The organism is Pseudonocardia sp. HH130629-09, assembly GCF_001294645.1.
Taxonomy (GTDB): Bacteria; Actinomycetota; Actinomycetes; order Mycobacteriales; family Pseudonocardiaceae; genus Pseudonocardia.
Map to the genome: position 1 here is coordinate 3,371,337 of NZ_CP011868.1, position 11,972 is coordinate 3,383,308.

The 11,972-nt window shown below is 76.4% G+C and carries 14 protein-coding genes; 4 read left to right on the top strand and 10 right to left on the bottom strand.

The genetic code is table 11. The features are described from left to right. Positions 1-93 precede the first annotated feature (93 nt). Together XF36_RS15480 and XF36_RS15485 are read right to left on the bottom strand one after the other, a co-directional pair. Positions 94-744 (bottom strand): Trp biosynthesis-associated membrane protein, encoded by a 651-nt coding sequence (locus XF36_RS15480; RefSeq protein WP_060712531.1) that lies wholly within the window; start codon positions 742-744, stop codon positions 94-96. Continuing rightward, on the bottom strand, positions 741-2,372 hold the full coding sequence (locus XF36_RS15485; protein ID WP_238588897.1) for an anthranilate synthase component I: 1,632 nt from the start codon (positions 2,370-2,372) through the stop codon (positions 741-743). The genes XF36_RS15480 and XF36_RS15485 overlap by 4 nt, the downstream gene beginning before the upstream one ends. 57 nt (positions 2,373-2,429) lie before the next feature. Between XF36_RS15485 and XF36_RS15490 the strand changes: the two genes are divergently transcribed. Beyond that, positions 2,430-3,077 (top strand): TetR family transcriptional regulator, encoded by a 648-nt coding sequence (locus XF36_RS15490; RefSeq protein ID WP_060712532.1) that lies wholly within the window; start codon positions 2,430-2,432, stop codon positions 3,075-3,077. On the opposite strand, the gene XF36_RS15495 is transcribed toward XF36_RS15490, so the two are convergent. Beyond that, positions 3,035-3,379: a response regulator transcription factor gene (locus XF36_RS15495; protein WP_145981378.1), complete on the bottom strand. Its 345-nt coding sequence runs from the start codon at positions 3,377-3,379 to the stop codon at positions 3,035-3,037. The two genes, XF36_RS15490 and XF36_RS15495, sit on opposite strands and share 43 nt — an antisense overlap. Here XF36_RS15495 and XF36_RS15500 point away from each other — a divergent pair. Further along, positions 3,378-4,295 (top strand): oxygenase MpaB family protein, encoded by a 918-nt coding sequence (locus tag XF36_RS15500; protein ID WP_060712534.1) that lies wholly within the window; start codon positions 3,378-3,380, stop codon positions 4,293-4,295. The two genes, XF36_RS15495 and XF36_RS15500, sit on opposite strands and share 2 nt — an antisense overlap. A gap of 4 nt (positions 4,296-4,299) precedes the next feature. Here XF36_RS15500 and hisI read toward each other — a convergent pair whose 3' ends face one another. The 3 genes from hisI to priA are packed head-to-tail and all read right to left on the bottom strand — an operon-like array spanning position 4,300 to position 6,199. After that, entirely contained in the window at positions 4,300-4,680 is a 381-nt protein-coding gene (hisI, locus tag XF36_RS15505) for a phosphoribosyl-AMP cyclohydrolase (RefSeq protein ID WP_060712535.1), read from the bottom strand. After that, positions 4,677-5,450, bottom strand: coding sequence for an imidazole glycerol phosphate synthase subunit HisF (hisF, locus tag XF36_RS15510; RefSeq protein WP_060712536.1), 774 nt, complete (start codon positions 5,448-5,450; stop codon positions 4,677-4,679). Before hisF ends, hisI begins: the two co-directional genes overlap by 4 nt. Continuing rightward, entirely contained in the window at positions 5,450-6,199 is a 750-nt protein-coding gene (gene priA / locus XF36_RS15515) for a bifunctional 1-(5-phosphoribosyl)-5-((5-phosphoribosylamino)methylideneamino)imidazole-4-carboxamide isomerase/phosphoribosylanthranilate isomerase PriA (protein WP_060712537.1), read from the bottom strand. Before priA ends, hisF begins: the two co-directional genes overlap by 1 nt. 140 nt (positions 6,200-6,339) lie before the next feature. Here priA and XF36_RS15520 point away from each other — a divergent pair, with 140 nt between their 5' ends. Then, the gene (locus XF36_RS15520) at positions 6,340-7,053 is read left to right on the top strand and encodes a hypothetical protein (RefSeq protein WP_060712538.1); all 714 of its coding nucleotides are present in this window, start codon (positions 6,340-6,342) and stop codon (positions 7,051-7,053) included. Here XF36_RS15520 and hisH read toward each other — a convergent pair. Beyond that, the gene (gene hisH, locus XF36_RS15525) at positions 7,043-7,678 is read right to left on the bottom strand and encodes an imidazole glycerol phosphate synthase subunit HisH (protein ID WP_060712539.1); all 636 of its coding nucleotides are present in this window, start codon (positions 7,676-7,678) and stop codon (positions 7,043-7,045) included. The two genes, XF36_RS15520 and hisH, sit on opposite strands and share 11 nt — an antisense overlap. 109 nt (positions 7,679-7,787) lie before the next feature. On the opposite strand from hisH, the gene XF36_RS15530 reads away from it, so the two are divergent. Continuing rightward, entirely contained in the window at positions 7,788-8,720 is a 933-nt protein-coding gene (locus XF36_RS15530) for an amidohydrolase family protein (RefSeq protein ID WP_060714732.1), read from the top strand. 59 nt (positions 8,721-8,779) lie between these two features. Here XF36_RS15530 and XF36_RS32480 read toward each other — a convergent pair whose 3' ends face one another. The 3 genes from XF36_RS32480 to XF36_RS15540 are packed head-to-tail and all read right to left on the bottom strand — an operon-like array spanning position 8,780 to position 11,870. Continuing rightward, positions 8,780-9,718, bottom strand: a complete 939-nt coding sequence (locus tag XF36_RS32480; protein ID WP_168169524.1) for a hypothetical protein — start codon at positions 9,716-9,718, stop codon at positions 8,780-8,782. Next, a complete protein-coding gene (locus XF36_RS15535) occupies positions 9,616-11,100 on the bottom strand; it encodes an FtsX-like permease family protein (protein ID WP_060712540.1) in 1,485 nt (494 codons plus the stop codon). The genes XF36_RS32480 and XF36_RS15535 overlap by 103 nt, the downstream gene beginning before the upstream one ends. Next, positions 11,097-11,870 carry an ABC transporter ATP-binding protein gene (locus XF36_RS15540; RefSeq protein WP_082375443.1) on the bottom strand — a complete coding sequence of 258 codons (774 nt, stop codon included), beginning with the start codon at positions 11,868-11,870 and terminating at the stop codon, positions 11,097-11,099. The genes XF36_RS15535 and XF36_RS15540 overlap by 4 nt, the downstream gene beginning before the upstream one ends. Positions 11,871-11,972: the final 102 nt, after the last annotated feature.

Genomic DNA, 11,972 nt, shown 5'->3' on the forward strand with positions numbered 1-11,972 from the left:
CCGTTCGGGTGTCCGGTCGTACCGGCAGTGCCCGTAGTGCTCACAGGACCGACTCCTCCTCCGCTCGCGCGTCGCCCGGACGTCGAGGTCATGCTAGTTCTCCCCCTCACGCGGACCGACGGTCGGGTCGCCGCCGGCGTCGAGCCGTTCCCAGGCCGCCCGGTCGGGGTCGGTCGGTGTCGTGGCCGCCTGTGTCCCCGGTGCGGCGTAGCGGGCACCGAGCCGCGGCAGCCGCGGTTCGCGCACCACCAGCAGCACCGCGGCGGCGAGTGCGACGACCCCGCCGGCGACCGCCAGCCAGGGCCACGGCGTCGCCGAGACCGCGCCGGAGCCCGCGGGGGCGTTCGGGGCGGTCAGCCCGGAGCGGGCCGAGGCCAGCTCCACCGCCGACGGCGGCACGGCGACCAGTCGCAAGGTGAGCACCACCGCGGCCACCCCGGCGAGCCCGACCAGCGCACCGAGCACCCGGCGGGCGATCCCCGACAGCGCGACCAGCGCGGCGACCGCCGCGACCAGCAGCGCGGCGACCGCGGTGACCACGGGCTGCAGCTGCGCGCCGGTGGCGCCCAGCTGCACGGTGCCGCGGGTGGCGGTGGGCACCTCCAGCACGAACCAGTCGGCGGACCCGGCGCCCCACAGGGCCCCGGCCCCGAGCAGCAGGCCGAGCACGGTCAGGCCGAGTGCCCGCCGGTCGGTGCGGTGCGGTGCGGGCGTGGCGACCCCGTCGTCGCCGGGCGCCGTCACGCGCTGCCCGGGACGGGCGGGGGTGCCAGCGGGGCCGACAGCGAGCCGGCCGCGGCGACGGCCGACAGCACCGCCCGGGCCTTGTTCAGGCACTCCATGTCCTCCGCGGCCGGGTCGGAGTCGGCGACGATCCCGCCGCCCGCCTGCACGTACGCGGTCCCGTTGCGGATCATCGCGGTGCGGATCGCGATCGCGGTGTCGGCGTTGCCCGCGAAGTCGAGGTAGCCGACGATGCCGCCGTACTGGCCGCGCCGGGTCGGCTCCAGCCGGTCGATGACCTGCATGGCCCGCACCTTCGGCGCCCCGGACAGGGTGCCGGCGGGGAAGCAGGCGACGACGGCGTCGAATGCGGTGCGGTCGCGCCGCAGCAGCCCGGACACCGTCGACACCAGGTGCATGACGTGGCTGTAGCGCTCGATCTCGAAGAAGTTCCGCACCGTCACCGTGCCGGGCTCGCACACCCGGCCCAGGTCGTTGCGTCCGAGGTCGACGAGCATCAGGTGCTCGGCGCGCTCCTTCTCGTCGCCGCGCAGCTCCTTCTCCAGGAGCTGGTCCTCCTCGACGGTCGCGCCGCGCCAGCGGGTGCCCGCGATGGGGTGCGTGGTGGCGCGCCCGTCGAGCACGCTGACCAGCGCCTCCGGGCTGGACCCGACGATCGAGAACGGCGGCCCGCCCGCGGCGTCGTCGAGGCGCAGCAGGTACATGTACGGGCTCGGGTTCGTGGTGCGCAGGATCCGGTAGACCTCGAGCGGGTCGGCGTCGCACTCCATCTCGAAGCGCTGCGACAGCACGATCTGGAAGGCCTCACCGGCGCGGATCTGCTCCTTCGCGTCCTCGATCGCGGCGTGGTGCTGCTCGGGGGTGCGCCGGCGGAGGAACTCCGGGCGGGTCGGGGTGTACACCGCGACCGAGCTCGGCGACGGGACCGCGAGCTCGCCGGTCATACGGTCCAGCCGGGCGACCGCGTCGTCGTAGGCCTGGTCGACGCGGTCGTCGGTGGCGTCCCAGTTGATCGCGTTCGCGATCAGGGTGACGGTGCCCTCGTGGTGGTCGAGCGCCGCCAGGTCGGTGGCCAGCAGCATGACCAGCTCGGGCAGCGCCAGGTCGTCGACGGCCGGGTCGTCCGGGTCGGCGATGCGCTCGACGCGGCGGACGATGTCGTAGCCGAGGTAGCCGACCATGCCGCCGGTCAGCGGCGGCAGCCCGGGCAGCGGCTCGGAGTGCAGCTCGGTGACCACGGTGCGCAGCGCCTCGAGCGGGTCCCCGGTGGTGGGCAGGCCGTCGGGGACCTCACCGGTCCAGGCCAGCTCGCCGTCGACGGCGGTGAGCGCGGCGGCGCTGCGCGCCCCGACGAACGACCACCGCGACCAGGACCGGCCGTTCTCGGCCGACTCCAGCAGGAACGTGCCGGACCGCCCACCGGCCAGCTTGCGGTACACCCCGACCGGGGTCTCGTCGTCGGCCAGCAGCCGCCGGGTCACCGGGATGACCCGGTGCGCACGCGCCAGCTCCCGGAACTCCTCGCGGGTAGGGCTCACCGGGCCCAGGGCTGCGGCTGCGGGAACCGCGGGGGCGGGGGCGCCCGTCGTCGTCGCGCCACCGGATGCGTTCTGGGTCCGCTGGGTCATGCGACTCATTGTCCCCGAGCAGTGACGACCACCCTCGCGCGGGTGAGGATGGGACGCATGACCGAACCGAGCGCCAGCGCACCCCCGGACCCGGCGGCGCAGCCCCGGCGTCGTGGCCGCCGGTCCGGCGGTGCGGACACCCGCGCCGGGCTGCTGGCCGCCGCCCGCGTCGAGTTCGCCGACCGCGGCTTCGACGGCGCGACGGTCCGCCGGATCGCCGACCGCGCCGGGGTGGACCCGGCGATGGTGAACCACTGGTTCGGCGGCAAGGAGAAGCTGTTCCTCGCCGCGCTCGACCTGCCGATCGAGCCCGAGCAGGTCCGCGAGCGCGTGCTGCGCGGCCCGGACGACGCCGTCGGCGAGCGGATCGTGCGGACCTTCCTCACCGTGTGGGACACCGGTGGCGGCGCCCCGATGGCGGCGATGCTGCGCAGCGTCGCGGGTCACGATGCCGCGGCCCGGATGCTGCGCGAGTTCGTCGGCAGGGCGATCCTCGTACCGGTCACGCGCGTGCACTCCCCCGACCGGCCCGACGAGCGGGGCGCACTCGTCGCCGCGCAGCTGATCGGGATCGGCATGATCCGCTACGTGGTGCGCCTGGAGCCGCTGGCCTCGGCCCCGCGCGAGGACGTCGTCGCCGCGGTCGGGCCGACCGTGCAGCGCTACCTGACCGGGAACCTGGGGGCGACGAACCCCGAGGAGTAGGCGGCGACGACGGCCCGGGTCCGGTTCCGCGGGCCTGGTCCGGTTCCGCGGGCCTGGGTCCGGTTCCGCGACCCGGTCTTCGCGAGCGCGCCCGCCACCTGGGTCGTCACCGTTTCCACCCCGAGCACCAGCTCGGCGGCGATCTCGGCGTCGGACGGGCCACGCGCCGTCAGCCGCAGCACCTCGCCCCTCGAGGGCGGCGAGCCCGGCGCCGGCGAGACGGTCGCCGTCGCCCGCGGCGAACCCGGCCACGAGCTCGCCAGCAGGGCGGCCGGGGCCGCACGACCGCACACTGGGGTCATGGTCGATCTGTCCGCCCGGCTGCCCGGCGCCGTCGCCGACCGGCTCGCGGCACTGCGCTCGCGGGTCGGGTCGGCGGTGTTCAGCCGGGTCGCCGGCGACGAGGGATCCGGCCGCCGCGCCCGCGTCCTCGGCGCCGAGGGCCCGCGCTGGTTCGCCGAGGACGCCGCGATCCGCACCGTGCACGGCGACGCGTCGATGTTCGTCGGCGGACTGCGTGCGCTGCTGCTGCAGTCGCTGCACCCGCTGGCCATGGCGGGGGTCGCCGGGCACTCCGGGTTCCGCGGCGACCCGTGGGGACGGCTGCAGCGCACCTCGTACTTCCTGGCCGCGACGACGTTCGGGCCGGCCGAGGAGGCCGAGCGGGTGATCGCGCGGATCAGGCGGGCCCACGTCCGCGTCCGCGGGACCGCGCCGGACGGGCGTCCCTACTCGGCGTCGGACCCGCACCTGCTGCGCTGGGTGCACATCGCCGAGATCGACAGTTTCCTCACCGCGCACGACCGCTACGGCGCCGCCCCGCTCGACGCCGCCGGACGCGACGCCTACGTCGCCGACACCGCACGCGTCGCCCGTGAGCTGGGGGTGCCCGACCCGCCGGAGTCCGTCGCCGAGCTGCACGCCCAGCTCGCCGCCTACCGGCCCGAGCTGGCCGGGACCCCGGAGGCCCGCGACGCCGCCCGGTTCCTGCTGTGGGAGCCGCCGCTGCCGTTGTCCGCCCGGCTGCCCTACGGCGTGCTCGCGGCCGCGTCGGTCGGGCTGATGCCGCGCTGGACGCGGCTGCCGCTGCGGCTGCCCTGGCTGCCCGTGGCCGAGGCGACCGTGGTGCGGGCCGGGGGGCACGCGATCACCGCCGGGATCCGGTGGGTCACCTCGGCACCCGCCCAGCCGCCAGCGACGCCGCCGGTGCACCCGTGAGCGGTCAGACCCCGCCGCCGTCCCTGGCGAGCAGGACGTCGGTGTCGAAGCAGGTCCGGGTCCCCGTGTGACAGGCCGGCCCCTCCTGGTCGACGACGACCAGCACCGCGTCCCCGTCGCAGTCCAGCCGCACCTCGTGCACGTGCTGCACGTGCCCCGAGGTGTCGCCCTTGACCCAGTACTCCTGGCGCGAGCGCGACCAGTAGGTCCCCCGGCCGGTGGTCAGGGTGCGGTGCAGCGCCTCGTCGTCCATCCAGCCGACCATCAGTACCTCACCGGCGCGGGACTGGACGACGGCGCAGACCAGCCCGTCGGCGTCGCGCTTGAGGCGGGTGGCGATCCCCGGGTCCAGCGCGGACTCGGCCGCCGTGAGACGGGTGCTCACCGGATCTCGACCCCCTCCGCGCGCAGCGCGTCCTTCACCTCACCGATCCGCAGCTGACCGAAGTGGAACACGCTGGCGGCGAGCACGGCGTCCGCCCCGGCGCGCACGGCCGGCGCGAAGTGCTCGACCGCACCGGCACCGCCGGAGGCGATCACCGGGACGTCGACGACCTTGCGGACCGCGGTCAGCATCTCCAAGTCGAACCCGGCGCGGGTGCCGTCGGCGTCCATCGAGTTGAGCAGGATCTCCCCGACACCGAGCTCCTGGCCGCGCTGCGCCCACTCGACGGCGTCGATCCCGGCGGAGCGACGCCCGCCGTGCGTGGTGACCTCCCAGCCCGACGGCTGCGGCTGCTCCCCCTCGGGGACCCGGCGGGCGTCGACCGACAGCACGATGCACTGGCTGCCGAAGCGACGCGACATCTCGTGCAGCAGCGTGGGCCGGGCGATCGCGGCGGTGTTCACCGAGACCTTGTCCGCGCCCGCGCGGAGCATCCGGTCGACGTCGTCGGGGGTGCGGATGCCACCGCCGACGGTCAGCGGGATGAACACCTGCTCGGCGGTGCGACGCACCACGTCGATCATGGTTCCGCGCTCCGACGACGACGCGGTGACGTCGAGGAAGGTCAGCTCGTCGGCGCCCTCGGCGTCGTACACGCGGGCCATCTCGACCGGGTCGCCCGCGTCGCGGAGCTCCTTGAAGTTGACGCCCTTCACCACCCGCCCGGCGTCGACGTCCAGGCACGGGACGACACGGACCGCGACGCCCATCAGGCGCTCACCGCGTTCACGGCCGCCAGGGCCTCGGGCAGGGTGAACCGGCCGGCGTAGAGCGCCTTGCCGATGATCGAGCCCTCGATGTTCACCCCGTTCGCGGCGACCTCGGCGAGCCGGGTCAGGTCGGCGACCTCGGAGATCCCGCCCGAGGCGACCACCGGGGCGGTGGTGGCCTGCGCGACCTCGGTGAGCAGCTCGACGTTCGGGCCCTGGAGGGTGCCGTCCTTGGAGACGTCGGTGACGATGTAGCGGGTGGCACCGTCGGCGTCGAGGCGGGCGAGGACCTCCCAGAGGTCGCCGCCGTCGGAGGTCCAGCCGCGGCCGGCGACCCGGCGCCTGCCGTCGATCACCTTGACGTCGAGGCCGATCGCGATCTTCTCGCCATGTTCGGCGAGTACCTTCCGGCACCACTCGGGCTGCTCCAGCGCCGCGGTGCCGAGGTTGAGCCGGGCGGCGCCGGTGGACAGGGCGCGGTCCAGTGAATCGTCGTCGCGGATGCCGCCGGACAGCTCGACCCGCAGATCGAGCTTCCCGACCACCTCGGCCAGCAGCTCGGCGTTCGAGCCACGGCCGAACGCGGCGTCGAGGTCCACCAGATGGACCCATTCGGCGCCGCCGGCCTGCCAGGTCATGGCCGCCTCCAGGGGCGAGCCGTAGCCGGTCTCGGTGCCGGCCTCGCCCTGCACCAGCCGGACGGCCTGCCCGTCGACGACGTCCACCGCGGGAAGCAACGTGAAGCTCACCGCGCCAGGGTATCCGCGTCGCTCGTGGCCTCCGGGGGTGGCCGAGGGGGACAGCATGCGTTCCGGGGAGTACGCGCTGGGCCGAGGCGCGTTCCGCGGAACGCCCGTGGCCGCGCGCGAGCACGGCCACACTCCCCGTCGTGGCTCTCCTCCGTGCCCGTACGCGCGCCGACCGGACCGCGCCCCGTGTCGAACCGCCGTTCCTGCCGTGGGCACCGGACCCGCGCGAGATCGCCGAGTACCGGAGGTGGAAGTACGGACCGCCCTCGTGGATCGGCGGGCTGATCTCCCTCGTGGTGATCATCGTCGTCGGACGGGTCTGGCTGCACGTCCAGGTCGAGCAGATCGACTTCGGTCCGGTCCGCAACCCGGCTCCCGTCGTCTCCGCGCCGGCCGCCCCGGCCACCGACATCCGCACGGCAGAGGGACTGACCCGCCTCGTCGACGACGTCCGCCGCGCGACCGGGAGCACGGTCGTCGACCGGCTCGCGGCGTACGGCGCGGACGGGGGAACCGTGCAGACGGCCGACCCCGGCCGGCCCACCCGCACCCGGACCTACGTCTGGAACTCCGACGACGGGTTGGGCGTGGTCACGACCGACCGACCGCTCGCCCGGGACCCGGCACAGCGCACCGTCGACCTCGACGACCTCGCGCCGGGACCGGTCGCGGAGGTGGTCGCACGGGCCCCCGGCGCCGTGGGTGTGCCCGCACCGGAGACCACCCGCCTGTTCGTCGCCGACCTCGGCAGCGGTCCTGCCGTCGTGGTCACCTGCATCGGCCGCGACGGCCGCGTCGGCGAGCTGGAAGCCCGGCCCGACGGCGGCGGCGTCGTGGTGGGTGTCAGGCCGTGACCGACCGCAGCCAGTTCTCCAGGACCGTGGCGCCGGCGTCGCCGGACTTCTCCGGGTGGAACTGGGTGGCCGACAGCGGCCCGTTCTCCACCGCGGCGACGACGTCCTCGCCGTGGTGGGTCCAGGTGACCTTCGGCGACGCGATCGCGTGCGAGGGCTCCAGGGTCCAGCGCCGCACGCCGAACGAGTGCACGAAGTAGAAGCGGGCGTCGGCGTCGAGCCCGGCGAACAGCGTGCTGTCCTGCGGGGTCCGGACGGTGTTCCAGCCCATGTGCGGCAGCACGTCGGCCTGGATCCGCTCGACCGTGCCGGGCCACTCACCGCAACCCTCGGTGTCCTCGTCGAACTCGACGCCGCGCTCGAACAGGACCTGCATGCCGACGCAGATCCCGAGGACCGGACGGCCGCCGGCGAGGCGACGCCCGATGATCTGCGGGCCGCGGACGGAGTGCAGGCCCCGCATGCACGCCGCGAAGGCGCCCACGCCGGGGACGACGAGACCGTCGGCCTCGGTCGCCGCGTCGAAGTCGGACGTCACGGTGACGTCCGCGCCGACGCGTTGCAGGGCGCGCTCGGCGGAGCGCAGGTTCCCGGAGCCGTAGTCGAGGACGACGATGCGTGCCACGGCGACCAGGATAGTCGTCATCCCGCCCGGGACCGGTGGCGCGGGGCGGTCGCGCCGCGCGGCTGCCGCCCACCGCCCGTTCCGCATCCGCTCCGTCCGGAGGGCCCCGATGACCCTGATCGACCTGCACTCCCACTTCCTCACCCCGTCCTACGTCAAGGCCGCCCGGTCGGCCGGGCACACCAGCCCCGACGGCATGCCGGGATGGCCGGACTGGGACCCGGCTCGCCACCTGGCGCTCATGGACGAGTGCGGGATCACCACGTCCCTGCTGTCCGTCTCCTCGCCGGGGACCCACTTCGGGGACGCCCGGGCCGCCCGACGCCTGTCCCGCGAGGTGAACGAGGCCGGCGCATCCCTGCGCGCCGACCACCCGGACCGGTTCGGGCACCTCGCCTCGTTGCCGTTGCCCGACGTGGACGGAGCGCTGGCCGAGGCCGTCCACGCCCTCGACGAGCTCGGCAGCGACGGTGTGACCGTCGAGACCAACGCCCACGGCAGGTATCTCGGGGATCCCGCGTTCGCGCCCCTGTGGGCGGAGCTGGACCGGCGTCGGGCGGTGGTGCTCGTCCACCCCACCTCGCCGCCGCACGCGGCGGAGCTGACCGCCGGTCGACCCCGACCGATGCTGGAGTTCGTGTTCGACACCGCCCGCACCTACACCGATCTCATGCTGTCCGGAACCCTCACCCGGTTCCCCGGTGTCCGGTGGATCGCCACGCACTGCGGCGGTGCGCCGCCCGCCCTCGCCGACCGGATCGAGCTGTTCCGCACGGCGTTCGGCGACGGCGGGGGCGCCCCGGCGTCCGACCAGCTGCGGTCCCTCTGGTTCGACACCGCCGGGACCCCGTTCCCGCACCAGGTCCCGGCCCTGGAGCGCACCGTCGGAGTGGAACGGCTGGTCTACGACAGCGACTCGTGCTGGACACCGGCCGCGGCCGTGCGCGCCCAGGTCGCCTCGCTCGACACCGCTCCTCCGGCCGCGGACGGCCGCGGCTGGCGCGAGCTGACCACCGCCAATGCGCGACGGCTCCTCGGCTGACCTCGCACTCTGCCGCCCGCCGGCCGGCGCCCCCGGTCGAGCCGCACCGGGACGTGCCCTCACCTCGTGGTGGCGGCGCCCACCCCACCCGCGACGACGGCGACCAACACGCAGAGACCGGCCGCGGCCGAGGTGACGGCCGTGTCGAGCACCGGACCGACCGCCGTCCCCGTCGCCGCGGACAGCCCCGACGCCACGGCGGCCAGCGGCGGGAGCGACACCGCGACCCCGAGGACGGCGCCCAGGGTCGCCGCCACACCGTTCTCCGCGGCGACGGTCGTGGCGACCCGGCGGCGGGTCGCGCCGGCCGCGACCAGCGCCGCCAGGTCGGTCCGCCGGATGCGTGCCGCCGCCCGCGCCCCCGCGGCGACCGCGAGCGCGCCGTAGCCGGAGGACACCGTGACCAGCAGGGCGGCCAGGGTGTCGGTCAGCCGGGCGTCCACCGCGTACTCCTGCGCGGCGTAGGCAGCCGCGTCGCGCACCGCGACCTCGGGCGGGAGCGGGCCGGGCACCGCTCCGGCGGGCAGGAACGCGGTGCGGGTCATCGCGGCCGGATCGTGGGCGCGGACCTGGGACCGGTCGACGACGACGTCCCCGCGCCGTTCGTCGGGCGGCAGGACCCGGGTGACCCGCAGCCCCGCGACGGTGCCGTCGGCGAAGCGGGCGTCGAGGAACCCGCCCGGGGCGAGGCCGAGCGCGTCGGCCGCCGGGACGGACAGGACCACCTCACCCGGCCGGACCAGGCCGGGGTCGGCGGTCCCGACGGCGTCGACGGCGGTCGGTCCCGCACGTCCGGGGACGACGAGCACGGTCGGCAGCGGGATCCGGGCGCCGGGGACGGCGAGGGTGCGGGCGACGTCGTCGGGCAGGCCGGGCGTGCCGTCGCGTTCCACGGTCACCTGCCCGGCGAGCTGTGCGGTCCGCTGGGCCGGATACGCGTCGGCGGAGGTCGCGACGAGCCCGCCGAGCAGCACCGCGAACCCGACCGCGACGACCACCGGTGCGACGACCGCGCCGGCCCTCGCCGGGTTCGCCGCGAGCTCGGCGCGCACCAGCATCGCGGTGACCCGGCCGCCCGGACGAGCGGGGCCGACCCGCGCGAGCAGCCCGACCAGGGCCGGAGCGAGCAGCGCGGCCGCGCCCACCAGCGCGGCACCGGTCGCGAGGGCGAGCCCGACCCGGCCGTCGCCGATGGCTGCCGCCGTCCGAACCGCGAGCAGCACCCCGGCGGCGAGCGCGACCACCCCGCCGAGGAGGCGGCCTCGCGCCGACCCACGTCCGGGACCGGTGCCGTGCACGACGTCCAGCGGCGCCGCCCGGACCGCCCGGCGCGCCGCGGCGAGCCCCCCGGTGACCGCGAGCAGCACGCCGGCGGCGGCCCAGCGGCGAGCGGCCCGGCGGCGGCAGGCACCGGTGCCGGCCGCGCGGCGTCGGTGGCGACGAGGACGGCGTGCAGCGGAGCGGCCGAGACGACCGCGAGGACCGTGCCCGCCGCCGCACCGAGGAGCCCCACCAGTGCCGACTCGCCGAGCACCAGGCGGCGCACCCGGCCGGGCAGCGCGCCGGCGGCGCGGAGCAGGCCCAGCTCGCGGCGGCGCCCCGCGACGGCCGTCGACAGCGCGGCACCGACCACGACGACGGTCGTGACCGCGGTGAGCAGCGCGAGAGCGGCGAGGAGCTGGTCGCCGCGCCAGCGCACGCGGGCCTCCTGGACCGGCTCGACGGCCGCGCGGTCGTCGCCGGTCAGGACGGTCGTGTCCGGCGGCGCCGGCGGGACCGCGCCGAGCACGCCGATCGTCCGCACACCCGGGGCGAGCCGGGCGGCCTCGGCGTCGTCCACCCAGAGGCCGGGACCGTCCGTCGTGCCGGAGACGCGCATCGTGCGGACCGTGTCGGCGAACTGCACCGCGAGCCGGTCGCCCGGGCCGACCCCGAGCGTGCGGGGGACGAGCACGTCGCCAGGGCCCCGCGGACGCTCCCCCGCCGTGACGCGGTACCCGCCGAGGACGAGCGAGGCGACGCCGTGACCGCCCTCCAGGTCGTCGGGGTCACCGACCGGTCGTCCGCCGGGCAGGGCGACCGCGGGGAACGATCGGTCGGGCACCGCGGTCGTGCCGGGCGACGCGGCCAGGCGGTCGGCGAGGGCGTCGACGACCGGGCCGCTCCACGGGATCCGCCCGTGCGAGCGCGGGGTCGTCGACGTCACGACCGGCGGGGCGACGACCAGCGCCGAGGTGGCCGCGAGGCGCTCCTGGACCCCCGGGCGGGACGCGGCCGCGGCGAGCAGCACCGCCCCGAGCAACCCGACCCCGACGGCGACGGCGAGGACCGCGGCGAGCAGCTCCCGCCACCGGCCGCGCACACTCGCGACGGCGATCATCGGACGCCGTCCGGGGCCGGGACAGCGGGTCCGGTGAGGCGGTGCGCGATGGCGGCGGCGGCCTGCCGGTCCCCCGGCGGGCCGGGCACCGGGAACCGGTCGACGAGGCGCCCGTCGCCCAGTACCACCACCTCGTCGGCCCAGGCCGCGGCAGCCGGGTCGTGGGTGACCATCAGCGTCGTCGCGCCCCGGTCGACGGCGCAGTGGCGGAGCAGTCCCAGGACCCCGGTGGACGCGGCCGAGTCGAGCGCGCCGGTCGGCTCGTCGGCGAACAGCACCGCGGGCCGGGTGAGCAGGGCGCGCGCGATCGCGACGCGCTGCTGCTGCCCGCCGGACAGCCGGGCCGGACGGTGCCCGGCCCGGTCAGCCAGGCCGACCTCGTCGAGGGCGGCGACGACCGCGCGGGTACCCACCCGACCGCCGGCGAGCCGCGCGGGCAGTGCGACGTTCTGGGCCGCGGTCAGCGCGGCGACCAGGTTGAAGGCCTGGAACACGACGGCGGTGCGCTCCCGGCGGGCCAGCGTGCGTCGCCGCTCGGACAACGCCGTCAGATCGACACCGCCGAGCAGCACGCGGCCGGAGGCGGGGACGAGCAGCCCGGCGGCGCAGTGCAGCAGGGTCGACTTCCCCGACCCCGACGGACCCATGATCGCGGTGACCGTCCCGGGTCGCGGGGCGAGCGACACCCCGGCGAGCGCGCGGACCGGGGGCGCACCGCGGGGCCGGTGGACGTGGTGCAGGTCGTGGAGCTCGATGGTCGTGGTCGGCATGGGCCCCAGTGGACGGCCCGGGCCCGGTCCCACGCGGTCACCTCGACGGGAGTTCCGGGGTAGTGCCTGCGTTACCGCGCCCGGCTCGCACGGCGGGCTAGG